Source organism: Gemmatirosa kalamazoonensis (assembly GCF_000522985.1).
Classification (GTDB): domain Bacteria; phylum Gemmatimonadota; class Gemmatimonadetes; order Gemmatimonadales; family Gemmatimonadaceae; genus Gemmatirosa; species Gemmatirosa kalamazoonensis.
Map to the genome: position 1 here is coordinate 2,276,384 of NZ_CP007128.1, position 24,230 is coordinate 2,300,613.

Here is a 24,230-nt window from a genome sequence, read left to right on the forward strand (position 1 = left end):
CCTGCCCTCCTGCCCTCCTGCCCTCCTGCCCTCCTGCCCTCCTACTCGTAGCGCAGCGCGAGGATCGGGTCGAGGGACGCCGCGCGGCGCGCCGGCCACACGCCGAAGATGATCCCGACCGCGGCCGAGAACACGAACGCGACGACGATCGACGGGATCGACACCTGGGTGTTCCAGTCGAGCGCCGAGTGCAGGATCGCCGCCGTGCCCGTGCCGGCGAGGATGCCGATCACGCCGCCGAGCGCGCACAGCACCACCGCCTCGATGAGGAACTGCGCGAGGATCGTCTTGCGCGTCGCGCCGAGCGCCTTGCGCACGCCGACCTCGCGCGTGCGCTCGGTGACCGAGACGAGCATGATGTTCATGATCCCGATCCCGCCGACGAGCAGGCTGACGAGCGCCACGCCGGCCAGCAGGTAGGTGAACACCTGGGTCGTCTCGGCGGCGGTGTTCAGGAAGTCGGCCTGCGTGCGGATCTGGAAGTCGTTCGGCCGGCCGACGGCGAGGCGGTGCGAGCGGCGCATGATCTTCTCCGCCTCCGCCATCACCTCGTCGATCTTGTCCTCGCTCGGCGCGAGCAGGTTGATCGACCGCAGGTTCTCCGTGCCGAACAGCCGGAAGCGCGCCGTGCCTAACGGGATGACGATCTGGTCGTCGGGGTCATTGAAGCCCGTCGCGCCGCCCTTCGCGGCGAACACGCCGATGACGTCGAACGCCACGCCGTTGATCCGGATCTGCTGGCCGATGAGCCCCGCCGGCGCCGTGACGCCGAGGTTCGTCGCCGTCGTCGCGCCGATGACCGCCACGCGCTTGCGTCCGAGGTCGTCGTTCTCGGTGAACATGTGCCCGACGCCGATCGAGTAGCGCCGCACGTCGGGGTAGTTCGCCGTCGCGCCGATGATGTTCGTGTTGGTGTTGGCCGTGAGGTACTGCACCTGCTGGTTGCGCGACATCTCCGGCTCGACGGCCGTCCACGTCGTGCCGCGCGTGAGCAGCATCTCGTAGTCGTCGGTCTTCAGCTGGGCGCGGTCGGTCGACGACGCGATGCCGCCGGTGAACACCTGCCCCGGCACGACCGTCACGAGCGTCGTGCCGAGCGCCTGGATGCGCTCGTTCACGGCCGCCTTCGCGCCGTTGCCGAGCGCCAGCATCGCGATCACGGCGCCGACGCCGATGATGATGCCGAGCATCGTCAGCACCGACCGCATCTTGTTCACGCGCAGCGCCTCGAGCGCGACGCGCAGGATCTCCCCGAAGGGCATCGTTGGTCTCCCGTTCGCCGTTAGGCCTCAGCCGCCGCGCGGGCCGCCGCCACCGCCACCGCCGCCGCGCGGGCCGCCACCGCCGCCGCCCGGGCCGCCGCCCATGCCGGGGAGGCCGGAGTTGCTGCGCATCCGGTTCTGCATGTTCGTGCGGTTCTGCTGCTGCACGGCGCCGGAGACGAGCGCCACGCGCTCCCCCTCGCGCAGCCCCGACACGATCTCCACGACGTCGAAGTTGCTCAGGCCGAGCTGCACGAGGCGCGGCTCGTACGACGCCCCGTTCTGCACGAACACGATCCCGCGCGACTGCGCGGCGCGACCGCGGCCCATCCCGCCGCCGCCGAACCCGCCGGCCCCGCCAGCCCCGCCGAAGCCGCCGGCCCCGCCGGCGCCGCCCTGGCCACCGCCGTTGCCGCCGTTGCCGCCGTTGCCGCCGTTGCCGCCGCCCTGGCCGTTGCCACGGCAGCCGCGCGCCGCGCGCGGGTCCACGCCCATGCTGTCGTACAGCGCGCGCATCGTCTCACGCGCCGTCTGGAAGTCCACCGCGCCGGAGCGCATCTGCGACATGAGCGAGTCGAGGCGCGCGCGCTGCTTCGGGTGCGCGGCGAGCGCCTTGTTCACGGAGTCGCACGCCGCGGCCGACGGCGGCGGCCCGCCGAAGTTGCCCTGGCGCCCGGCGCCGCCCTGACCTGCGTTAGGCGCACCGCGGCCGGCCTGGCCGCTCTGGGCGTTCTGTGTGCCGCGCGACGCGCCGTCGCCCGCCACCGCGACGCCGGCACCGGTGTCGCCGCCGGCCGGGCCGCCGCGATTCTGCATCTGCCCCTGCATCGCCGCGCGCACTGTGTTCGTGTCGAGGCCGAGCGCCTGCGCGGCGGTCGTCGCCTCGCGCGCCGGACGCACCGCGTCCACCGGCACCGCGAGCACGTCCTGCCGGTTGTCGACGAGGATCGCGACGTCGCTGTTCATGCCCGGCATCAGCGCGCCGTCCATGTTGTCGATGCGGATCTTCACCGGGAACATCGTCACGCTCTGCTGCACCGTCGCGCGCGGCTCGATCTTCTCCACCACGCCGCGGAACTGCCGGTTCGGGTACGCATCGACCGTGATCGTCGCCGCCTGGCCGGGCTTCACCTTCCCGATGTCGCTCTCGTTCACGAGCGTCGAGTCGTACACCGAGCCGAGGTTCGCGAGCGTCATGAGGATCGTGCCGCCGCTCGGCGAGTTGGTCGACGACGCGATGACCTGCCCGGGCACCACGCTCGTCGCGATGATCGTCCCCGCCGACGGCGCGGTGATCGTCACGTCCTCGAGCGAGATCTGCGCGAGCTCGAGCTGCGTCTGCGCCGAGGCGACCTGCGACTGCGCGTTCGCGTAGGCGATGCGCGAGCTCTCGAGCTCCGGCGCCGTGATCACGCCCTGCTTCGCGAGCGACGAGTTGCGGTCGAACTGCGCCTTCGTGACCTGCACCGACGCGTGCGCCGCGTCGAGCGCGGCCTTCGCCTGGTTGTAGCGGTTCTGCGCGTCGCGCGGGTCGATGCGCACGAGCAGATCGCCCTGCTTCACCTGCGAGCCGGTCTGCACCGGCATCTGCACGATCTGCCCGGACGTCTTCGACCGGACGTCGACCGCGCCGATCGGCTGGATGACGCCCGTCGCCTCGACGTCGACGACGACGCTCTGGCGCTGCACGGGCACCGTCTGCACGGGCGCCGCCTCGGCCTTCTTGTCGCTGCACGCGGCGAGAGCGGCCAGCGTGCCGAGCGCGCCTAACGTGCAGACGAGGCGGGCCGCGGAGGGGGAGATTCGCATGACGTGATTCGACCCTGCTGGGGAGGAGGAAGGCATGAGGGTTACAGGTCGCGACCGACGAGCTGCTCGAGCTGCGCGCGCGCCGTCCGCGCCGAGAAGCGCGCCTGCACCAGCGCGAGCCGCGCGTTGTTGAGCTGCGTCTGCGACGTCAACACGTCGAGCAGCGTCGAGACCCCGAGCTGGTAGCGCTCCTGCTGCACGCGGAGATCCTCTTCCGCCGCCGCCACCGACTGCTGCTGCAGCACGATCTGCTGCTGCGCCGTGCGCAGCGCGGTGATCGCCTGGACGAGCGACTGCTGCGCCAGCAGCTGTTGGTCGCGGAGCGAGGCCTCGGCGTTCGACGCCGCGATCCCCGCGTTGATGATCGTGCGCTCGCGATTGAACTGGTTGTACAGCGGCAGCCCGACGTTCAGCCGGAAGTTGCCGCTCGTCGTGTAGTCCGAGCCGAACGGATCGAACGAGTTGTTCGACGAGCTGAGGTTGCGCCCGTAGCTCAGCGACACCGTCGGGTAGTACGCGCCGCGCGCCGAGCGGTACGAGAACCGCGCCGCCTCGAGGCTCGCCTGCGCCGAGCGGATGTTCGGGTTGTCCTGCGCGAGCGCCGCGAGCTGCGCGCTGTCGAGCGCGACGAACGCGGTGTCCGCGGTGAGCCCCGTCGGCGTCGCGCTCACCGGCACGTCGGAGCCGATCACGCGCGTGAGCGCCGCGTCGGCCGTCGCGCGATTGTTGCGCGCCTGCAGCAGCGCGAGCTGCGCCTGGCTCACCGCGATCACGCCGCGCAGCGAGTCGGAGCGCGTCGCCGTGAGCGCGTGCAGCTTCGCGATGGAGAGCGCGAGCTGCTGCTCCGCCTGCGCGAGCTGCGCCTGCGCCGCGACCTCGGACTCGCGCGCCGCGAGCGCCGCGTAGTACTGCTGCTTCACGCTGAACGCGAGGTTCGCGTTCGTCGCCGACACGCCGGTCTCCGCGGCGTTCTCCTGCGCCCGCGCGGCCTTCAGGTCGTTGATGCGGCGGAAGCCGTCGAACAGATCGAGGCTCGCCGACAGGCTCGTCGTCGACTGGTAGCGATTGCTCGACAGCTCGCCCGTCGTCGGGTTCACGCGCGTGGCGACGTTGTTCTGCCGCGTGAGCCCCGTGCTGAGGTTCACGTTCGGGATGAACGCGGCGCGCGCCGCGCGCACCGACGTCGCCCCGGCGCGCACCTGGCCCTGCGCCTGGATCGCCGACGGCGCGTTGCGCTGCGCCGTCGCGATCGCCTCGCTCAGGGTGATCGGCCGACCGGTCGCCGAGTCGGACATCGGCGCGGCGAGCGCGGGGATGCGCACCGGCGGCTGCTGCTGCGCGCGCGCCTCGGCGGCGACGAGCGCGGGCACGAGGGCGACGGCAAAGAGGAACACGTGTCGACCGCGACGTGCGGCCGGCAGGGAAGGCGTTGGCATGGAGGTCGAGACGGCGGTAGGAACCTGCGTTGGCTGCGATAGAAACGCGCCGCCGCGGGGTTTCGTTAAACCGGCGGACCCTCGCTCGCACCGACCGATGGAAACCTGGTCCATCCGCGCCCCTCGCCGCTCTCGCGCGACACGCCGCGCGGCCCGTCCCGTCTAGCGCGGACCGCTGCTCCCGGCGGCGTCCGGCGACCGCACGAGCCGCACCACGAGGTCCGCCGCGTCCGCGATCGACACGCGCCCCGTGTTGATCTGGAGGTCGTAGAGCAGGGGATTGCGCCACTCCGCGTCGTGATATCGGCGGATGTAGGCGTTCCGGTCCTCGTCCGCCTCGCGGATCCGCGTCGCGGCGGTGCGCGGGTCGCACCCCTGCCGCTCGCAGATGCGGGCGACCCGATCGGCCATCGGCGCCACGAGGCGCACGTGGAGCGTCCCCGGCCGGGCGGCGAACAGGCACTGCCCGCCGTGCCCGACCACGACCAGCGGCGGCGTGCGGGCCGCCTCCAGCATCTCGGCGCGCACGGCGTCGGCCACGGCGTCGGGGCTCATCACCGACGCCGTGTCGACGAACAGCGGCGCCTCGGGCGGGCAGACCAGCATCGCGGACGCGACGCGGGCGAGCAGCGTCGGCGCATGCTCGTCCATGCGTTCGACGGCTTCCGGGTCGAGCTCGAGCCGCGTCGCCACGCGCTCGGCGAGCTGCCGGTCCAGCACCGGCCACCCGAGCCGCTCGCCGAGCGCCTCGGCCAGCTCGCTCCCACCGGCGCCGAACTCGCGGGCGATCGTGATGAGGTCCGTGCCGTTGCCGCTCATGGCGCTCCCCCTTCCGGTCAGGGTGCCGTCGGCGTCGCCGTCGTCACGATGACGAACACGCTCTTCGTCGCCGTCTGCTGCGGCGTCGTAAACGTGAGGTCGAGCGAGGCCGTCCCCGCCGCCGCCGCGCGGACCGACACGCGCCCGCCGAGCGGCGCCACGCTCGTGATGGTCGCCACCGACGGGCGGCTGCTGGTCCACGTGACCGTGCGTCCGGTCGACAGCGCCGGCGTCGTCGTGACCGTCACGCTCGCGGTGTCGCCGACCCGCAACGACAGGGCCGTCGGCGAGACGGTGACCGTGGCGAGCGGCTCCGGCTCCTCGGTGGTCGTGTCGGAGCTCTTGCAGGAGCCCAGCGCGCACGCCGCCAGGGCGGGGAGCAGGCGCTGGATCGGTCGGACACGCAACATGGCGGCGGATCGCGGGGCGGGTGGTGCGTCGGTCGGTCCTGCGTCGAAGCTACGACGCGGGCCCCGCGACCGGAACGGCGGCGAGCGTGCCGGTCAGCGCGCGCCGGTCAGCGCGCGCCGGTCAGCGCGCGCCGCGGGCGATCACGCGCACCCGGTGCTCCACCCACTGCATCAGGTAAGGGAGAAACGGGTCGCCGGCGTGCGCGTGCTGCAGCTCGCGCGCGAGTCGGTCGAGCACGCCCTGCATCGTGCACGTGTCGATGCGCGCGCACGCCTGGGCGAAGTCGCGAAGCCGCATCTCCCCCGTGCGATCGTCGAGCCGCTCGACGTGGTGGAGCGGCGGCAGCCCACGCGCCCACACCGACCCGTCCTCGCACCACATCACGAGCAGCGGGCCGATCTCGCGGACGTCCGTGTACTGGCGGTCGGCGACGGGGAGCGTGCGCGTCGCGCCCGGGCGCGACGACGGCGGAGTGGCGAGGCGCGACATGGTGGTCGGGGGCATGGTCGGCAGCGTGCGCCGATGGCCGCGGCGTTCGCCGCGGCGGGGTGCACGTCGGATTGGAAGGGCGGGTCGCCGCGGTTTCGCGGCGGTGCGCGACGTCGGGGGCTCGCGTGACGACGCGAGACGATCGCGCAGGGAGGTGGGGGGACCCGAGCACGCCGGCGTCGACGTGGTCATCGAGCAGACTCGGGCATGCGAACGTTACCGCGCGCCAGAGAACGTGGCGAGGGTCACGTTCTCCGGCGGTGACGGACGCGCGCTAAGAAATCCTTGCGCGTCCCGCGCTACACGTACTGCTGGAAGAGCAGCATCGCCGCGAGCGTCAGCCCCGTGAGAAGCGCCACGCGCCGCCCGCGCTCCTGCTCGTACGCCTCCGGCAGCAGCTCCACGAGCACCATGAAGATCATCGCCCCCGCCGCGAACCCCAGCCCGTACGGCAGCGCGCTCGCCACCCGCTCCACGAACAGATAGGCCGGCACCGCCATCAGCGGCTGCGGCAGCGACGAGAACACGCTCCACGCGGCGCACGCGAGCAGCGACACGCCCTGGGGCCGCAGCACCGCGCTGATCGCCAGCCCCTCGGGCACGTTGTGCACCGCGATCGCCACGGTGATCGCCGTCGCGAGCGCCATCCCGCCGCCGAACGACACGCCGACCGCGGCGCCTTCGGCGAAGGAGTGCACCGTCATCACCACCACCATCAGGAGCATCCGCCGCGCGCCGGCGCCGCGGAACTGGCCGATCTCCGGCTCGTGGTCGCCGATGAGCCGCTGCGTCAGCACGATGAACCCGATGCCGACGTTCACCCCCACGAACGTCGCCCAGCCGTTGCGCTGCGCGCCCTCGGCCACGAGCCCCAGGCTCGCGCCGAGCATGAGCCCCGCGGCGATCGCGTTCGACGCCGCGACGACGCGCCGCGACAGGTCGCGCACGAACAGGAACGGCAGCGCGCCGAGCCCCGTCGCCAGCGCGGTGTAGAGCGCGTACACGAACACGCGCATCGTGTCGCTCATCGCGAGCGCCCGCCGAGCAGGGCCACGATCCCGGCGGCGACGCTCACCACCACCGCGATGCTCGTCCGTCCTGTGAGCCGGTAGCTCCCCGGCAGCAGCTCGGCCAGCACCAGGTACACGAGCGCGCCGGCCGCGACGCCGAGCGCCCACGGCTGCAGCACCGGCGCGGCATGCAGGACGAGCATCGTGAGTGCCGCCAGCAGCGGCTGGCCCGTGCGCGCGAGCATCGCCGCCTGCGCCACCGACCACGCGCTCCGTCCGTCGTACGCGACCGCGGAGCCGAGCACCGCGCCTTCGGACACGTTGTGCAGCGCGAACGTGAGCACGAGGAACAACCCGAACGCGGGGGCGAGCGCCGCCGCGGCGCCGATCGCGATCCCCTCCGCCGCGGAGTGCAGCGCGCTCGCGATCACGGCGCGCCGGGCGAGCGTCGTGCGCGCCCGCACGCCGAGGAAGTGGATCGCTCCGACGCCGAGCCCGGCGCCGAGCGTCCCGCCGAGCGGCACGAGCGCCGTCCCGGCCATGAGCACGGCGTAGGCGATGCCGAGCATGAGCCCCGCCGCCGACGCGTTCGCCCACGCGATCGCGCGCTCGGCGCCGCCCGCGCGGTCGTCGCGCCGACGCGCCGCCCCGATCCGCTCGGCGCCGAGGAACGCGCCGATGCCCGCCGGGAGCACGGCGGCGAGCGCGGCGAGCAGGACGATCTGGACGAGCGACACGGGAAACGAGATGCGGGCGGCGGATTCGGTTCGTGAGGGGCGGCGAAAGGTACGCGGGCCGCGTCGCGCCCGGTAACTTCCCGCGGTGTCCGCACTGCCCGCCGACCCGCCCTTCGAGATCCGCTCCTCCTCCATCCAGGGGCTCGGCGCGTTCGCCACGCGCTTCATTCCGGCGGGGACGCGCCTCGTCGAGTATGCGGGCCAGCGACTCACCCCCGCCGAGGCCGACGCCCGCTACCCCGACGTTCCCGGCGAGCGCCACCACACCTACCTGTTCGCGATCGACGACGACGTCGTGATCGACGCCGCGGTGGACGGCAACGAGGCGCGCTTCATCAACCACTCCTGCGACCCGAACTGCGACGCCGTCGTCGAGGACGGGCGCATCTGGATCGAGACGATCCGCGACGTGGAGCCCGGCGAGGAGCTGGCGTACGACTACGCGTACGTGCTCGAGGAGCGGCACACGCCCGCGGCGAAGCGCCGCTTTCCCTGCCACTGCGGCGCGGCGACGTGCCGGGGGACGATCCTAGCGAAGAAGCGTTAGGCACGCTCGCGCCGGGCACGGGCGCCCCGACGCATGCGCGTGACCCACACGAGAGCACACAGGCCCGTCATGGCGAGTGCCAGCGTGCTGGGCTCCGGCGCGATGCTGACGGGCGGAGCGCTGATGCGTGGATCGAATCGCACGTCGCTCGCGCGCCAGTCGAGGTCCACGAGGTGGAAGAGCATCCACGCCGGTTGCTTCTGCGTGCCGCAGACGATCATTCCGCCAGGCCACAGGGGGATTGTGTCGACCCGGACGTCGATCACGTTCCCGTTCTCGTCCGAGATCTCGGTCGGTACGTAGGTATTCCAGTCACCGCATCCGAGCAGCGGGCTCGCGGACGTGAAAAGGTCGAAGCCGCCGCCGAAATCGGAATCGACCATCCACTGCTGGAACGGCTCGCGTGGGTCCGACAGGTGGGCCGCCCCTTCCGGTCGGGCCCAGTCGCTCCATCCGGGTGGCGAGTCGAGCTCGTGGCCGCGGATGAACATCTGGACGTTCCACAGTATCACGCCCGGGTCCGGCCTCACGCGGACCCATCCTTCGGTGCCGTGCGTGATGATCCACACCGTGGCACATCCCATGTCGTACGGAAAGCACGGATGGAACGCGGCGGAGGATGGCGGCCCGACACGCGGTGCTGCGAGCGCTCGCGACGGGTGGGTGAGGACCACGGCACCGAGGAGCAGCCCCATCGCGCAACGGCGCCGGATCGATGCGTGACGGGACACGGCGGTGGCAGACCCAATCCACATGTGAGTCCTCCGTGGTTGCTCCATGACTGGCGTCTGATCCTGCGCGCTCAGGAGGTGTCGTGCGGGTCTCCGACAGCGAGAGCCGTTGCTCGAAAATGGCGACGCTCGAAGCCGCCGGGAACTCGGGCTGGCATCGGCCGCGCGAACGGTGAACATTCTGCGCTCGACTGGCGCACCCCCCCGCCAGCCCACGTCCCATGCCTGCCGCCGCCATTCCTGCCCTACCGTATCAGCCGGCCCGAAAGCGCTGCCCCGCCTGCGGAGCGACGTACGACGGCGCGATGCTGTTCTGTCCCACCGACGGCAAGGGTCTGGAGGGGATCGTCGCCGACGGCTCGCTCGCCGGCCGCATGATCGACGAGCGCTACCTCGTGAAGGACCGCATCGGCGAGGGGGGCATGGGCAGCGTGTGGCGCGCCGAGCAGGTGCGTGTCGGCCGGCCCGCGGCGCTGAAGATCATCCACCCCGACGCCTCCGACGACCCGCAGCTCGTCGCCCGCTTCCGGCGCGAGGCGCTCAGCGCCTGCCGCGTGAACCACCCGAACGTCGTCGCCACCTACGACTTCGGCGAGACGCCGGACGGCATGTTCTACATCGCGATGGAGCTCGTCGAGGGGAGCTCCCTCGCGTCGCTGCTCGCGCAGCAGGGCCCGCCGTCCCCCGAACGGGCCGGGCACATCGCCCGGCAGATCGGCGAGGCGCTGAGCGCGGCCGAGGACATGGGCGTCGTGCACCGCGACCTGAAGCCCGAGAACGTGATGCTCGCCCGTCGCAAGGACGGGAGCGACGTCGTGAAGGTCGTGGATTTCGGGATCGCGAAGGCGAACTGGCGGAAGGGGCAGACGGTGACGTCCACCGGGATCATCGTCGGCACGCCGGCCTACGTCAGCCCGGAGCAGCTCGTCGGCGACAAGGAGATCGACGGACGGAGCGACCAGTACGCGCTGGCGCTCATCATCTTCGAGATGCTCACCGGGAAGAAGGCCCATCCCGCGCGCACGTTCGGCGAGGCGATGCGCCGGCTCACCGAGCGGACGCCGCGGCTGCGCGAGGTCCGCCCCGACCGCGCCTGGCCCGCCGACCTCCAGGCGACGCTCGACCGCGCGCTGGACACGGAGCCGGATCGACGCTTCGCCAGCTCCGCGGAGCTCGGACACGTGGTGGCGGAGCAGATCGCGGCGTGGCGGGGCGTGCCGGTGGGACCGCGCTACACGCCGCTGTCCCCCGCCACCCCCGTGAGCCCGGCCCCCGTCGTACCGGCGCCCCCGCCCGCACCGTCGATCATCGCCGCTCCGCGCGACACGATGGGGTGGCTGGTCGTCGGACTGAGCGCGCTCGCCGTCGCGCTCGTCGGCGCGATCGGCGGGGCCCTGCTCGTGAAGCTGGCGCGTTAGGCGACGCGGCCCGTTAACGGCGGGGTGAGCCGTGCGTCAGTAGGCGGCACGCTCACCCCGCCGCCCATGTCGCCGAAGCCGCTCGCCTCGTCCCTCGTCCTCGCCCTCGTCGTCGCGGGCTGCTCCAGCGCGTCGGCGCCGACCGACGCTCCGTCCGTCGCCGTGGCGGCGTGCGCGTCCGCCGCCGACACCGCGAAGGTGCCGCTGAGCGACCTCGGTCGCGGCTGCTACCTCGGCTTCCAGGGTGGGCTGTACCCCGACGGGGCGAACGCTCCACCGGCGGCGCATCTGGCGGCCGGTCAGGCCGCCGCGGCGCGCATCCAGCCACTCGACCCCAACGGGCAGCCGAGCGCGAGCGGGAAGATCGTGCTGCTCTCGATCGGGATGTCGAACGCGACCCAGGAGTTCTGTTCCGACGGCAGGCTGCCGGGGTCGTGCGCGCCGTACAGCTTCATCGGCCAGGCGACGGCCGACCCGACGGTGAACCACACGACGCTGGCGCTCGTGAACGGCGCCTACGGCGGTCGCACCACCTCGATGTGGACGAGCCCCACCGCCCCGGACTACGACCGCATCCGCGACACCTGGCTGCGGCCGCTCGGATTGAGCGAGCGCCAGGTGCAGGCGGCGTGGGTCAAGCTGGCGAACGCCCAGCCGCGCGTGTCGCTCCCCGACACGGCCGCCGACGCCTACGCGATGGAGCGACAGCTCGGCGAGGTGATGCGCGCGCTCAAGGTGCGCTACCCGAACCTCCGCCAGGTCTTCCTCACGAGCCGCATCTATGCCGGGTACGCGACGTCGGCGCTGAACCCGGAGCCGTACGCGTACGAGACCGGCTTCGCCGTGAAGTGGCTGATCGGTGCGCAGATCGACCAGATGGCCGGCGGAGCCGCCGACCGTCGCGCGGGCTCGCTGCGGTACGACACGGGCGAGGCGCCGTGGATCGCGTGGGGTCCCTACCCGTGGGCTGCCGGCGCGCAGCCGCGCGCCGATGGCCTCTCCTGGGCCCCATCCGACTTCAACCCGTCGGACCGCACCCACCCGGCGCAGAGCGCGCGGCAGAAGGTGGGTGCGATGCTGCTGCAGTTCTTCGAGACGTCGCCGGCCACGCGCTGCTGGTTCCTCGCCCGGTGCTGACGGCGTCGGTTCGTCGCGTCAGCGGCGAGGCGTCGGCACCGACGGGGTGACCTGGCGCAGCAGCTCGCGCGCGTCGTCGCGCTCGGCGGGCGACAGCGGGTCGCTGCCCGTCGCCACGCGGTACGATGCCAGCACCTCGTCGCAGAGGTCGCGGAGGCGCAGGCGCGTGCGGCGGCTGCTGGAGTCGGGGCGGCTGGCGCGGCGGCGGTCGATCGAGATCGGATCCATGGTCGTCTTCGGCGTGTGCGGCTGAGGTCGTGAACGGCATCCCCTAATGCAGAGGTCGTGCCCGGTGCCGACCAGCCCGCTCCGGACGGCACGCCGCGGCACGGAGACTCATCAGTCGATGGCCCGCATTTCGCCTTGTGACGGGGCACACACACCCTCACACCGCGAGATGTCCTCCCAGATGCTGCAGCCGCCGATCCGCTCGTTCCGCCGCCTCGCGCTCGTCGCGACGGCGCCGCTCCTCGCCCTCGGAGCGTGCAAGGCGAGGGACACCCGGACCGCCTCGGGGGCGGTGGAGACGACGCAGTCGGGTGGCGAGGTCACCCGGTCGTGGAACCCGCCCGCCGTCACGGCGGTGCAGGGCGTTCCCGCGGCGACGCTCCGTTCGGCCATCCAGCAGCGGCTCGCCGGCGCGAAGCCGCAGGGCTTCAACGACGACCACTGGGCGCACGCGAAGAAGCTCTACAAGAGCTACGGGCAGAGCCCCCTCTGGATGAACGAGGACGGCCTCATCTCCCAGCGCGTGCAGGCGCTCACCACCGCCATGCTCGACGCCGACAGCAGCGACGCGCTCGACCTCAGCGAGTATCCGTTCGCCGAGCTGACGCAGGCGCTGCAGACGATGCGGTCGAACGGCGGCCACGGCTCGGCGGAGCAGCTGGCCGACGTCGACGTGCTCCTCACCGCGAGCTACGCCGCGCTCGGCGAGGATCTCATGGTGGGGCAGGTGAGCCCGTCGAGCGTGAACCAGAACTGGCACATCGACCCGCGCGACGAGGCGATGGACGGACTGCTCATGCGCGGCCTCGCGACGGACGCGCTCGACCAGTCCATCGGCGGGATGCGGCCGCAGGGCCCCGAGTACGAGGGGCTGCGGAAGGCGCTCTCGCAGTACCGGCAGATCGCGGCGCGCGGCGGCTGGGGCACGGTGCCCGCCGGCAAGGCGCTCAAGCCCGGCCAGCACGACGACCCCGCGCGGCTGCAGGCGCTGCGCGCTCGCCTGAGCGCGGAGGGCTACCAGGTGAGCACCGCCGCACCTGCCGCACCTGCCGCACCCACCTCCGCCCCACCCGATTCCGCCGGGACCCGGAGCACGGCGACGGGCGCGCCCGCCGCATCCGGGGTGTACGACCGCGAGCTTGCCGGCGCCGTGGCGCGGTTCCAGGCCGCGCACGCCATCGACGTCGACAGCATCCTCGGCACGGGTACGGTGGAGTCGATGAACAAGCCGGTCGACTACCGACTCGCGCAGATCGCCGCGAACATGGAGCGCATGCGCTGGATGCCGCGCTCGCTCGGCTCGCGCTACATCTACGTGAACGTCCCCGCGTTCCGACTCGAGGCCTACGACAGCAGCAAGAAGGTGCTCGAGATGAAGGTCGTCGTCGGGCAGAACTACGAGGACAAGACGACGCCCGCGTTCGCCGACTCCATGGAGATGGTCGTCTTCCGGCCGTACTGGAACATCACGCCGGACATCCAGGCGAAGGAGATCGAGCCGAAGATCGCCGCCGACCCGAGCTACATGGAGGAGAACCAGCTCGAGTACTTCAAGGACGGCGGCGAGACGCGCATCCGTCAGAGGCCCGGCGAGAAGAACTCGCTCGGCTACGTGAAGTTCCTGTTCCCGAACAGCTTCAACATCTATCTGCACGACACGCCGGCGAAGGATCTGTTCGACAAGGACGTGCGCGCGTTCAGCCACGGTTGCATCCGCGTGGAGAAGCCCGCGGAGCTGGCCGAGTGGGTGCTCGACTGGCCGGCCGAGAAGGTGGATGCGGCGATGCACTCCGGGCCGGACAACCGCACCGTGAAGCTGCCGCGCAAGATCCCGGTCTACATCACGTACTTCACCGCGTTCGCCACCGACGACGGGCTGCACTTCGGCAACGACCTGTACGACCGCGACGATGCGCTCGTGCAGCTCACGACGAAGACGGCCTCCACGAACGCGGCGGTGCGGCAGGCCGTGAGCGGGCTGCGGCAGGTCCTGTCGCGCTGAGCCGCGTTCGCCGTCACTGCGGCGGCATCCTTCCTGCCCGAGCGGGGCCCGACACGATCCGGGAGACTCCGATGCGCACGCATCTCTCGCACGCCGGCCGCGCGATGCTCGCCGCGGCCCTGCTCGCCGTCGCGGCCGCCTGCGGGCGGAGCGCGAACCAGTCGGCCGACTCGGCCGCGCCCGCCGACACGAACCGGCTCGCGCCATCGGTCGGCTCGCAGAAGCCGGTGATGGACAGCGCGGTCGCCGCCGGCAAGTCGACGATCGACAGCCTCAAGCAGGCCGGCGAGACGCCCGCGAGCGGGATCGCGAAGGGCATTCAGCCGGCCGCGCGCGCGTCGGCGAACGACAGCTCCCCGAAGGCGCACGAGCTCCACGCGAAGCCGACGAACGTGCCGTGACGTCGGAGGCGGCACCTGCGTCCCCTCGCGTGGTATAGTTCTCACGCGCGGCGGCACGGGTGCCGCCGCTTTCCCCGACCGTCGCATCATGCAGGGCACATCCGTCACGCACCGCGTTCTTCTCGCCGCCTCTCTCGCCGCGCTCGCCGCGTGCGCGTCCGAGACCACCAAGCAGGGCACCGCCGCGCCGCAGGTCGGCGCCACCGGCGGCGATAGCGCCGCGGTCGCGAGCACCGCGACGGCGAGCACCGCGACCGCGAGCGGCGGCGACGTCGCCGCGAGCGCGACGCCCGTCGATTCCGCCGCGGCGACCACGAGCCCGACCACCACGAGCCCGACCACGACGACGGGCGCCGACTCGGCGATCAAGGTCGTGCCGTTCGGCATCCCGGGCCGCAAGAAGGTCGACCTCAGCTCCGCCGCGTCGGCCGTCCGGCTCGGCCTCAGCAAGGAGCCGACGTGGCCGAAGGGGCCGACGCCGCTGCCCGGCGCGCTGCTCCCCGGCCATCGCATCGTCGCCTACTACGGCAACCCGCACTCGAAGAAGATGGGCGTCATCGGCGAGTATCCCGAGCAGCAGATGCTCTCGATGCTCGACCGCACGGTGGCCGAGTGGCGCGCCGCGGATCCGAGCGTGCAGACGATTCCGGCGATCCATCTCGTCGCCGTCGTCGCGCAGGGTGCGCCCGGCCCCGACGGCGGATGGCGTCGGCGCGAGTCGCCGGAGATGATCGAGCGCACGTACAACTGGGCGAAGAGCCGCAAGGGTCTGCTGTTCGTCGACATCCAGGGCGGCCACAGCACGCTGCAGGCGGAGCTGCCGCTGCTGCTGAAGTACCTCGAGCGCCCCGACGTGCACCTCGGCATCGACCCCGAGTTCTACATGCACCACGCGAAGGAGGGCGTCAGGCCCAGCGTGAAGGTGGGGCAGATGCTGGCGAGCGACGTGAACTACGTCATCCAGACGCTCGACAAGCTCGTCGCCGACAAGAAGCTGCCGCCGAAGATCCTCATCGTGCATCGCTTCCGTCGCGACATGGTGCCCGACGCGGAGAGCATCCGCCCGACGCCGCGCGTGCAGGTCGTGATGGACATGGACGGCTGGGGCCCGCCGTGGCTCAAGTACGATTCGTACCGCGACTACATCGTGACGCACCCGGTGCAGTTCACGGGGTTCAAGCTGTTCTACCACAACGACACGAAGGCGGGCGACGCGCTGCTGACGCCGAAGGAGGTCCTGCAGCTCCGGCCGCGACCGCTGTACATCCAGTACCAGTAATGATCGACGACGCCGGGAGTGGCCTAACGCCGTCCCGGATCGACGAAGCGATCGGGCGCACCCCCATGGTGCGCCTGTCTCGTATCGCCGACCCGACGATGGCGGAGGTGTGGGTGAAGGTGGAGGGGATGAACCCCGGCGGCTCGATCAAGGACCGCACCGCGTTAGGCATGATCCGCGACGCGGAGGCGCGCGGCGTCCTCCGGCCCGGCGGCACGATCGTCGAGCCGACGTCGGGCAACACGGGCATCGGCCTCGCGCAGGTGGCAAGCGCGCGCGGCTACCGGCTCATCCTCTGTCTCCCGGCGCAGATGAGCGAGGAGCGCAAGCGCACGCTGCGCGCGTACGGCGCGGAGCTCGTGCTCACCGATCCCGAGCGGCGCATGCTCGCCGCGATCGAGGAGGCGGAGCGCATCCGCGACACGACGGGCGCCTGGATGCCGAACCAGTTCACGAACCCCGCGAACCCGCGCATCCACTACGAGACCACGGGCCCCGAGCTGTGGGCGCAGATGGGCGAGCGCGTCGACGCGTTCGTCTACGGCTCCGGCACGGGCGGCACGATCAGCGGCGTCGGGCGCTTCCTGAAGGAGCGCAACCCCGACGTGCTCGTCGTCGCGGTGGAGCCGGCGCGCTCGCCGGTGCTCTCCGGCGGCGTGCGCGGGCAGCACCAGTTCCAGGGGATGGGCCCCGGCTTCGTCCCCGCGAACCTCGACCGCTCGGTGGTCGACCGCGTGGTGCAGGCGTGGGAGGAGGACGCGTTCCCGATCGCGCGGCGGCTCGCGCGCGAGGAAGGGTTGTTCGTCGGGATGTCGAGCGGCGCGATCGCCTGGGCGACGTTAGGCATCGCGCGCGAGCTCGGCCCGGGCAAGCGCGTGGCGATGATCGCGCCCGACTCGGGCGCGCGGTACCTGTCGACGACGCTGTTTCAGGAGGACACCGGCCCGGCGATCTGACGCCGCGCCCCGCGCAGGTCCATCTCAACGAGGAGTCGCACATGGTCACGCTGGCAGACGCGCGCCGCGTCATCGCGGCGGCGGAGCAGAAGGCGGGTGAGATCGGGCAGCCGATGAACATCGCGGTGGCCGACGCCGGCGGGAATCTCGTCGCGCACGTGCGCATGGACGGCGCGTGGATGGGCAGCGTCGACATCTCCATCAAGAAGGCGTGGACGTCGCGCGCGTTCGACATCGCGACGAAGGACCTCGCGCCGCTGTCGCAGCCGGGGAAGGACTTCTTCGGCATCCACGCCTCGAACGACGGCCGCGTGATGATCTTCGCCGGCGGCATCCCGCTGAAGCGCGACGGCCAGGTCGTCGGCGCGATCGGCGTCAGCGGCGGATCGGGCAAGCAGGATCACGAGGTGGCCGAGGCCGGGGCGAAGGCCTTCTGATTCTGGAACGGCGGCGCTGTCGCTGCGGCGCTGGTGAGGCGGCGCTGAACCTGCGGCGCTGGTAACGCGCGGTATCAGAGCCGCCGTTCCAGCGCCGAGGCATCAGCCCCGCCGCACCAGCGCCGGCTCACATGCCAGTGGGATACGTCTCCGCCACCTCGTCGTGTTGCAACCGGGCCGGCATGTGCAGCGGGTCGAGCCCGCGCGTCTCGTCGACGAACACGAACGCGTCGTAGCGGCGGGGCACGATCGTCGGCACGTAGTTGCCCCACCGCTCGCGCCGGGGATCGTAGACCACGCCGATCGCGCGATGGTCGATCGGCGACGACAACCCCGCGATCCCACCGTCGTCGGCGGCGTCGAACACGAGCAGCAGATCCTTGCCGTCGCCGCCGCGATGGAGCAGGTCTTCCCAGCTCCCCTCGCGCGCCTCGGGCACCTGCATGCGCCGCATCGGCTCGCCCCACTCGTCGCCGGCGATCACCGAACCGCGGTGCGTGCCGAACCCGACGAGCACCACGCCGTCGCGCTCGTCGGGCCGCTCGCCGTGCGCCTCGCGCACGAGCTGCCCCACGTTCACCATGCCGGCGCGGCGCATGTCGGTGTAGCGCGCGTCGCCGATGTGGGTGTTGTGCTCCCACACGATCGCCTTCGTGCGCCCGGCGCCTAACGCCTCGTCGTGGAACGCGACGAGGCGCTCCAGCGTCTCCACCATGTGGTGGTCGCGCACGTTCCACGACGTCGGCCCGCCGCGGATCATGGTGCGGTAGTACAGCTCGGCGTTCTTCGCGACGAGCGCGTTCTGCTCGGCGTCGAAGTACGCCTCGCGGCCGTCCTCCTTGTACTCGGGGGCGCGGGTGCGCAGCGCGCGGAGCATGAGCACCGCCTCGTCCTCGCACGACGTCGGCACGAGCGCCGTCGCGCGCGCGTACTCGTGCTCGTCGTCGTGGTACGGATCGAAGCACGCGTATGCGCGGCGCGCCGAGCGCGCCGCGGCGGGGTCCACGCGCTCCAGGTACTCCACCACGCCGCGCATCGAGTCCCACAGCGAGTACACGTCCATGCCGTAGAAGCCGACCTTCCGCTCGTCGGGGAAGCGCCGGTTGTGGTCGCGCATCCATTCCGCGAGCTCCGCCACCTCGCGGTTCGCCCACATCCACGTCGGCCACCGGTCGAACGCGTGCAGCACGTCGGTCGCGTGCGGCTCGTCGGAACGTCCCTTCACCCACCGGTTCACCCGGTAGCAGTCGGGCCAGTCGCCCTCCACCGCGACGAACGCGAACCCTTTCTCCTCGACGAGCCGCCGCGTGAGCCGCGTGCGCCACGTGTAGAACTCCGAGGTCCCGTGTGTCGCCTCGCCGAGCAGCACGAAGCGCGCGTCGCCGATGCGCTCGAGCAGCGGGTCGAGGCCCGCGTCCGACGCGAGCGGCCGCGCCATGCGCCGCACGCCGTCCACCAGCCGCCCGTCGTCGGCGCCCTCGAGACGATCACGCCAGCGGTGTTTCATGCGGGCGTCAGGCCGCACGGAGCAGGCCAGAGGGACTGCGACGGATTCAGTCCGTAGCGATCGCGTACGTGTCCGACGGGCTCGGCACCGCGGCGACGTTCACGTCGATCGGCAGCCGCACGCCGTTGTTGCTCTCCATGACGTCGAGCATCCCCTGCCACACGTCGGCGAACGTGTGCCCCACGTCGGTCGGCGCCTTGTCGCGCGAGAAGTTGTGGCCGCTCGCCACCCAGATCGTCGGCTCCTCCGTGTTGCGCGCGGAGGCGAAGACCTGCTGCAGATCGTCGTGCACGTCCTCGGCGTTGTGCGCGTGCACGTACACGCCCACGCGATACCGACCGTCGGCGAGGACCCGCTCGGCCCACGCGCGATAGTAGTCGCGCATCGCCTGCGGCATCTTCTCCATGCGCTCGACGTCGAGGAAGATGACCGTCCCCTTCGGGAAGCCGTCGGTGGCCGCCTTCGCCACGGCGTCGTCGCCGTCGATGCGGCCGCGCGCCGCGCTCACGAGGTCGGCGTTGCAGCTCGCCCCCGACTTCAGCGCCTTCTGCGCCGCCTTCGAGCTCGGTCGCGGCGTGCGACCCCACGTCTGCTGGCCGACGTAGATGACCGCCATGCCCCACTTCATGTCCACGAGGCGCTCGCGCTTGCCCGCCCACGAGTTGTCCTTGTGGCAGGGCGCGGGCAGGTAGTAGCCCACCCACTCGTACTTCCCGGACTCGCGCCAGGCGCGCATCGCCTTGTCGCCCGGGTAGACGTTCGTGTCGAAGCCCATGTGACGCCCGGTCGTCGACGCCGTCTTCGCCGCGACCTCGACCGGGATCTCGGCCACGCGCTCGGTGGCCGAGATCACCACCTCCGGCAGCACCTGCGGCTCGACCGTCCACATGTGTGGCACGGCCAGCGCGGCGGACACCGCCGCGAGCCCGGTCACGGCCGCGGAGTGCCGCCACTTCTCGCGCAGGGTCTGGAGGATGTGATTCATGTCACGGTGCATCGGCTCGATGAATCCTACGCCATCTGCTTCCCCACGATCCCGCCGCCCGGCGGTCTTCTCGGCCCGTCGCTGACTCGACGGTCAGCGCCCGCTCTACGGGCACGCGACGGGCCGTCGCGCCGTGCGTTTACGGGTTTCTCGTTAGGCGGGTGCGCGGCGCGCCCCACCACCGTGCGAGTCCGCCTCTTGCACTTCCGCCCGCTGGACTCCCACTCACCGGAGGCAGCGGATGCGTCTCGTCGGACGCTTCAGTACGGCATTCCTCGTCGGCGCCACGGCCGCGCTCGGCGCGTGCGCGCGGGGCGACACCAGGGCGGATTCGGCCGCGTCGGCGCCCGTCACCACCGACTCGAGCGCCGGCGCGGCCGTGCGCGACTCCGCGCAGACCGGCGCGAACGGGGCGAGCGCGAACCTCACGCCGGCCAACATGACGTCGCTCATCGGCCTCACGAACGCGAGCGAGATCGGCCAGGCGAAGATCGCCGAGGGCAAGGCGACGAACCGCGACGTGAAGGCGTTCGCGCGGCTCATGATCTCCGACCACGAGGCGATGCAGAAGTCGCTCGACTCGCTCGCGAAGGCGAAGAGCCTCACGCCCACCCCGCCGCAGCAGGCCGACCAGCTCCGCCAGAGCGACTCCCAGACGCTGGCCTCGCTGAACGCCGCCGCGCAGGGCCCGGCGTTCGACAAGGCGTACGTCGACGCGCAGGTCGCCGCGCACCAGAAGGCACTGAACGACCTCCAGACGATGGCCGGCGCCACGTCGGACCAGGACCTGCGCGCGCTCATCCAGCAGGCGATCCCGAAGGTGCAGGCGCACCTCGACAGGGCGCAGCAGCTCCAGTCGGCCGGCGCAGCCGGCAAGCCGTGAGGGCCCGCTGGACGGCGTTCGGCGCGGCGCTCTGCCTGCTCGCGCAGGCGTGCGGCGGCGACGCGAGCAGGGCGCGGTCGGACAGCGCCGCGGCGCGCGTCGCCGCGAGCCCCGCCGCCACGCCGCTCGCCGATACCCCCCGGGCCGCGCCGAGCGAAGCGGCGCTGGACTCGGCGCGGCGCAAGGCGCGGCACATCCACGGGCCGCTCGCCCGGCCCGCCGGGGAGCTGTCGGAGGAGTCGGTCGAGGGGATGGTCGATGCGATCAACGCGTCCGACGCCCAGCTCGCCGGCGCGGCGCTCGGCAAGGCCACTAACCCCGACGTGAAGCGGTTCGCCAGCGTGCTGGCGAGCGCCCACCGGCAGAAGGTGAGCGACAGCCCGCCGCTGAACGCCGGGTCCACCGGGCCGCTCGCCGCGCCGCTCCGCGCGCTGCAGGCCAGCGCCGCCGCGCGCCTGGACGCCCTTCCGGCGGGTGCGCCGTACGACCGCGCGTTCGTCGAGGCGCAGATCGCCGCGCACGAGCGGGCGCTGGCGCTGCTCGACAGCATCCGCCCCGTCGCGCGCAGCGGCGACCTCCCGGCCCTCGTCGCGAGCACGCGGAGCCAGGTGGTGCGCCACCTGGACGAGGCGCGGGCATTGCAGCGGCGGCTGCCCTGATCTCGACCGAACCTCAGCGAATCCGGACCGTGTCCACGACCTGCAGCCTTCTCTCGCTCGCCGCCGTCGTCGCCCTCGCCGCCTGTGGCGGGGCGAAGCAGCCCGACTACGCCAAGGATGGCGACACCGGCGCCGCCGCCCCGGCGACGCAGCAGACGCTCTCGCCGACGCCCACGATGGGCGACAGTGCCGCCGGGGTGAACCGCGGCACCGGCGGCGCCGTCCCGGCCGGCGACACGACGGCCGGCCACGCCGCCGCCAAGGGCGCGCCGCGCCCGTAGCCCCGCGAGAGCGGGGACAGCGTTTCGCCGGCGGGAGGCGTTTGTAGGGAGCGCGCGGGCGGCCCGGTCGGGTCGGCCGCGCCGTCGCGCCCCTCATCCTCACCCGCCCCATGTCCGCATCACTCCGCCCAGCACGGTGGCTGTTCTCGGCCACGCTCGTACTCGTCCCTCTGCCCGCCGCGTTCGCGCAGCCGGCCCAGGCGTCGAAGGCCGCGGCGTGGTCGCCGCGCGAGGCGCTGACCGCCGAGTCGTACGTCCGGCCGCCGGCCGAGATCGAGCGGCTCGTGACCGCGCCGCGTCAGAGCAACGTCACGCTGTCGGCCGCCGCGCTTGGCCCCGATCGGAAGTTCTTCCTCGTGCCGGTCGTCGCCGACCTGCCGACGGTGCAGGAGTTCGGCAAGCCGCACTACTACTTCGGCGGCCTGCAGGTCGACTTCAAGGCGAACCGCGCGCGCGTGCTCACCACCCGCGGCGCCGACGGTCTCGCGCTCGTCGACGCGACGAGCGGCCAGCGGCGCACGATCGACACGCCGAAGGGCGCGACGGTGAGCGGCGCGAAGTGGTCGCCCGACGGCAAGCGCGTCGCCTACCTCGCGAACTTCGACGACGCGTCGCGCATCTACGTCGCCGACGTCGCCACGGGACGCTCGCGGCAGCTCGCCGCGCAGCCCGTGCTCGCGACGCTCGTGACGGAGGTCGAGTGGACCGCCGACGGGACGCGGCTCGTCGCCGTGGTGCCCCCGGCGAACCGCCGCGCGGTGCCGCAGCGCCCCGCGGTCGAGACGGGGCCGCTCGTGCGCCTGACGGACGGCCACAAGGACAAGACGCGCACGTACGCGAGCCTGCTCCGCGATCCGTACGACATGGATCTCATGGAGTACTACGTCACGGGCCAGCTCGCGACGTTCGACGCGAACAGCGGCGCGATGAAGCGCGTCGGCCAGCCCGCGATGATCGCCGACGTCGACCCGTCGCCCGACGGCAAGTACTTCCGCGTCACGCTCATGCGGAAGCCGTTCTCGTACATCGTCCAGTACACGAGCTTCCCCCAGACGGAGCAGCTGTGGGACGCCGACGGCAAGACGGTCGCCGAGCTCGCGTCGCGGCCGCTGCGCGAGAACGACATCGGTGGCGGCGACGACGACGCGCCGGGCCCCGGCCGTGCCGGCGCCGACACGGCGAAGCGCGACTTCCAGTGGCTGCCCGACGGCTCGCTCGCGTTCCTGCAGCAGGAAGCGGCGCCTAACGGCTCGGCGCGCGCCGGCGGCGACAGCGCCGAGGTGCCTAACGGTCGCGGCGGCGCGCGGCGCAAGGACCGTCTCGTGGCGTGGGCCGCGCCGTTCGACGCGGGCAGCCGCAAGGTGCTGCTCGAGAGCGACGCGCGGATCGGCGGCGTGCTGTTCGCGCCGGACGCGAAGATGGCGTTCGTGGCCGAGAACACGAACGGCGTCGGTACCGTGTACGCGACGTACTTCAACGAGCCCGGCAAGCGCTACACGATCTGGCGCATGCGCGGTCTGACGGCGAGCGTCGGCACGGGGCGCGGCGGGTTCGGTGGCGGCGGTCGCGGCGGCAACGGTGCGGACTCGGTGTCGTTCTACCAGAACCCCGGCCAGCTCGTGACGGTGCCCGGCCGCACCGGAGCTCCCGCGGCGCTCGTGTCGCCCGACGGCCAGTCGGCGTACCTCACCGGCGTGCGCTACGACCGCAACTGGCAGCAGAACGCGCCGCGCGGCTTCGCCGACCGCGTCGAGATCCGGACGGGCAAGAAGACGCCGATCTTCCAGGGCGGCACCGACGCGTACGAGACGGTCGTCGCGCCGCTCGACGACGCGTTCGGCAAGTTCGTCGTCACGCGCGAGGGGCCGAAGACGGTGCCCGACGGCTACCTGCGCGACGCGGCGAGCGGTCAGCTCACGAAGCTCACGAGCAACAAGGATCTCACGCCGGAGTTCACGAACCTGCAGCGCCGCCGCGTGTGGGTCACGCGCGCCGACGGCTACCGCTTCGTGGTGAACGTCACGCTGCCCGAGAACTACCAGGCCGGCACGCGGCTCCCCGGCATGTTCTGGTTCTACCCGTACGAGTACACCGACTCGCTCGGCTATCAGCGCACGCTGCGCACGAACAACATCAACCAGTTCCCGACCGCCGGCCCGCGCACGATCGAGTATCTCGCGACGCAGGGCTACGCGGTGGCGAACTTCGACCCGCCGGTGTTCGGCACGGCGGGGCGGCTGAACGACAACTACATCAACGACCTGCAGGCGAACCTCATCGCCGTCATCGACGAGCTGGACCGCCAGGGCTTCATCGACCGCCAGCGGTTAGGCATCGGTGGCCACAGCTACGGCGCGTTCAGCACGCTCAACGCGCTCACGCACACGCCGTACTTCAAGGCGGGCATCGCCGGCGACGGCATGTACAACCGCAGCCTCACGCCGAACGGCTTCCAGAGCGAGCGGCGCGACTTCTGGGAGGCGCAGAAGACGTACCTCGAGATGTCGCCGTTCCTCTACGCCGACAAGCTCACGGGCGCGCTGCTCATGTACCACTCGCTCGAGGACCAGAACGTCGGCACGGATCCGATCAGCTCGATCCGCATGATGCACGCGCTGCAGGGGCTCGGTAAGACGGCGGCGCTGTACATGTACCCGTACGAGGACCACGGCCCGGCGACGAAGGAGACGCTGCTCGACCAGTGGGCGCGGTGGACCGCGTGGCTCGACACGTACGTGAAGAACGGCGAGAAGAAGCCGGTCGTTGCGAACGACACGAAGGCGATGCAGTAGGCGCGTCCCCGCGG

General features: G+C 72.1%; 24 protein-coding genes. 12 read left to right on the top strand and 12 right to left on the bottom strand.

The genetic code is table 11. The features are described 5' to 3' along the window. Nucleotides 1–41 precede the first annotated feature (41 nt). The 8 genes from J421_RS09840 to J421_RS09885 form a co-directional block, all read right to left on the bottom strand. The gene (locus tag J421_RS09840) at nucleotides 42–1,262 is read right to left on the bottom strand and encodes an ABC transporter permease (RefSeq protein WP_025411014.1); all 1,221 of its coding nucleotides are present in this window, start codon (nucleotides 1,260–1,262) and stop codon (nucleotides 42–44) included. A 27-nt stretch (nucleotides 1,263–1,289) separates the two neighbouring features. Next, complete coding sequence (locus J421_RS32055) at nucleotides 1,290–3,071, bottom strand: efflux RND transporter periplasmic adaptor subunit (RefSeq protein WP_025411015.1); 1,782 nt, start codon at nucleotides 3,069–3,071, stop codon at nucleotides 1,290–1,292. Nucleotides 3,072–3,112: 41 nt separating this feature from the next. Beyond that, complete coding sequence (locus tag J421_RS09860) at nucleotides 3,113–4,507, bottom strand: TolC family protein (protein WP_158508721.1); 1,395 nt, start codon at nucleotides 4,505–4,507, stop codon at nucleotides 3,113–3,115. 162 nt (nucleotides 4,508–4,669) lie between these two features. Next, nucleotides 4,670–5,326, bottom strand: coding sequence for a cytidylate kinase-like family protein (locus tag J421_RS09865; protein WP_025411017.1), 657 nt, complete (start codon nucleotides 5,324–5,326; stop codon nucleotides 4,670–4,672). 17 nt (nucleotides 5,327–5,343) lie between these two features. Then, a complete protein-coding gene (locus J421_RS09870) occupies nucleotides 5,344–5,736 on the bottom strand; it encodes an Ig-like domain-containing protein (RefSeq protein ID WP_025411018.1) in 393 nt (130 codons plus the stop codon). A gap of 121 nt (nucleotides 5,737–5,857) precedes the next feature. Next, on the bottom strand, nucleotides 5,858–6,241 hold the full coding sequence (locus J421_RS09875) for a hypothetical protein (protein WP_148306238.1): 384 nt from the start codon (nucleotides 6,239–6,241) through the stop codon (nucleotides 5,858–5,860). Nucleotides 6,242–6,525: 284 nt separating this feature from the next. Continuing rightward, nucleotides 6,526–7,254: a ZIP family metal transporter gene (locus J421_RS09880; RefSeq protein ID WP_025411020.1), complete on the bottom strand. Its 729-nt coding sequence runs from the start codon at nucleotides 7,252–7,254 to the stop codon at nucleotides 6,526–6,528. Continuing rightward, on the bottom strand, nucleotides 7,251–7,973 hold the full coding sequence (locus J421_RS09885) for a ZIP family metal transporter (protein ID WP_025411021.1): 723 nt from the start codon (nucleotides 7,971–7,973) through the stop codon (nucleotides 7,251–7,253). The genes J421_RS09880 and J421_RS09885 overlap by 4 nt, the downstream gene beginning before the upstream one ends. Nucleotides 7,974–8,058: 85 nt before the next feature. Between J421_RS09885 and J421_RS09890 the strand changes: the two genes are divergently transcribed. Next, nucleotides 8,059–8,520, top strand: coding sequence for an SET domain-containing protein (locus tag J421_RS09890; protein ID WP_025411022.1), 462 nt, complete (start codon nucleotides 8,059–8,061; stop codon nucleotides 8,518–8,520). On the opposite strand, the gene J421_RS32060 is transcribed toward J421_RS09890, so the two are convergent. Then, complete coding sequence (locus tag J421_RS32060; protein ID WP_158508723.1) at nucleotides 8,517–9,215, bottom strand: PEP-CTERM sorting domain-containing protein; 699 nt, start codon at nucleotides 9,213–9,215, stop codon at nucleotides 8,517–8,519. The two genes, J421_RS09890 and J421_RS32060, sit on opposite strands and share 4 nt — an antisense overlap. A 341-nt stretch (nucleotides 9,216–9,556) precedes the next feature. Between J421_RS32060 and J421_RS09900 the strand changes: the two genes are divergently transcribed. Beyond that, nucleotides 9,557–10,669, top strand: coding sequence for a serine/threonine-protein kinase (locus J421_RS09900; protein ID WP_025411024.1), 1,113 nt, complete (start codon nucleotides 9,557–9,559; stop codon nucleotides 10,667–10,669). 66 nt (nucleotides 10,670–10,735) lie between these two features. Then, nucleotides 10,736–11,806: a hypothetical protein gene (locus J421_RS09910; protein WP_148306240.1), complete on the top strand. Its 1,071-nt coding sequence runs from the start codon at nucleotides 10,736–10,738 to the stop codon at nucleotides 11,804–11,806. Nucleotides 11,807–11,824: 18 nt separating this feature from the next. On the opposite strand, the gene J421_RS09915 is transcribed toward J421_RS09910, so the two are convergent. Further along, nucleotides 11,825–12,034 carry a hypothetical protein gene (locus J421_RS09915; protein WP_025411027.1) on the bottom strand — a complete coding sequence of 70 codons (210 nt, stop codon included), beginning with the start codon at nucleotides 12,032–12,034 and terminating at the stop codon, nucleotides 11,825–11,827. A 169-nt stretch (nucleotides 12,035–12,203) separates the two neighbouring features. On the opposite strand from J421_RS09915, the gene J421_RS09920 reads away from it, so the two are divergent. From J421_RS09920 to J421_RS09940, 5 genes are all read left to right on the top strand, one after another. Then, on the top strand, nucleotides 12,204–14,036 hold the full coding sequence (locus tag J421_RS09920) for a L,D-transpeptidase family protein (RefSeq protein WP_158508725.1): 1,833 nt from the start codon (nucleotides 12,204–12,206) through the stop codon (nucleotides 14,034–14,036). A gap of 71 nt (nucleotides 14,037–14,107) precedes the next feature. Beyond that, nucleotides 14,108–14,437: a hypothetical protein gene (locus J421_RS09925; protein ID WP_025411029.1), complete on the top strand. Its 330-nt coding sequence runs from the start codon at nucleotides 14,108–14,110 to the stop codon at nucleotides 14,435–14,437. A gap of 88 nt (nucleotides 14,438–14,525) precedes the next feature. Beyond that, nucleotides 14,526–15,716 (top strand): hypothetical protein, encoded by a 1,191-nt coding sequence (locus tag J421_RS09930; RefSeq protein WP_025411030.1) that lies wholly within the window; start codon nucleotides 14,526–14,528, stop codon nucleotides 15,714–15,716. Beyond that, nucleotides 15,716–16,672 (top strand): cysteine synthase A, encoded by a 957-nt coding sequence (cysK, locus tag J421_RS09935; protein ID WP_104022461.1) that lies wholly within the window; start codon nucleotides 15,716–15,718, stop codon nucleotides 16,670–16,672. Before J421_RS09930 ends, cysK begins: the two co-directional genes overlap by 1 nt. A gap of 41 nt (nucleotides 16,673–16,713) precedes the next feature. Then, a complete protein-coding gene (locus J421_RS09940) occupies nucleotides 16,714–17,109 on the top strand; it encodes a GlcG/HbpS family heme-binding protein (protein ID WP_025411032.1) in 396 nt (131 codons plus the stop codon). Nucleotides 17,110–17,236: 127 nt separating this feature from the next. Here the strand turns inward: J421_RS09940 and J421_RS09945 are convergent, their stop codons facing one another. Both J421_RS09945 and J421_RS09950 read right to left on the bottom strand, forming a co-directional pair. Beyond that, nucleotides 17,237–18,616, bottom strand: coding sequence for an erythromycin esterase family protein (locus J421_RS09945; RefSeq protein ID WP_201773134.1), 1,380 nt, complete (start codon nucleotides 18,614–18,616; stop codon nucleotides 17,237–17,239). A 46-nt stretch (nucleotides 18,617–18,662) separates the two neighbouring features. Further along, nucleotides 18,663–19,601 carry a glycoside hydrolase domain-containing protein gene (locus tag J421_RS09950; protein WP_025411034.1) on the bottom strand — a complete coding sequence of 313 codons (939 nt, stop codon included), beginning with the start codon at nucleotides 19,599–19,601 and terminating at the stop codon, nucleotides 18,663–18,665. Between the two features lie 241 nt (nucleotides 19,602–19,842). Here J421_RS09950 and J421_RS09955 point away from each other — a divergent pair, with 241 nt between their 5' ends. From J421_RS09955 to J421_RS09970, 4 genes are all read left to right on the top strand, one after another. Then, nucleotides 19,843–20,484 carry a DUF4142 domain-containing protein gene (locus tag J421_RS09955; protein WP_025411035.1) on the top strand — a complete coding sequence of 214 codons (642 nt, stop codon included), beginning with the start codon at nucleotides 19,843–19,845 and terminating at the stop codon, nucleotides 20,482–20,484. Then, nucleotides 20,481–21,143, top strand: a complete 663-nt coding sequence (locus tag J421_RS09960) for a DUF4142 domain-containing protein (RefSeq protein ID WP_025411036.1) — start codon at nucleotides 20,481–20,483, stop codon at nucleotides 21,141–21,143. The genes J421_RS09955 and J421_RS09960 overlap by 4 nt, the downstream gene beginning before the upstream one ends. Before the next feature lie 29 nt (nucleotides 21,144–21,172). After that, complete coding sequence (locus tag J421_RS09965) at nucleotides 21,173–21,424, top strand: hypothetical protein (protein ID WP_025411037.1); 252 nt, start codon at nucleotides 21,173–21,175, stop codon at nucleotides 21,422–21,424. Nucleotides 21,425–21,534: 110 nt separating this feature from the next. Then, nucleotides 21,535–24,216: a prolyl oligopeptidase family serine peptidase gene (locus J421_RS09970; RefSeq protein WP_025411038.1), complete on the top strand. Its 2,682-nt coding sequence runs from the start codon at nucleotides 21,535–21,537 to the stop codon at nucleotides 24,214–24,216. Nucleotides 24,217–24,230 lie beyond the last annotated feature (14 nt).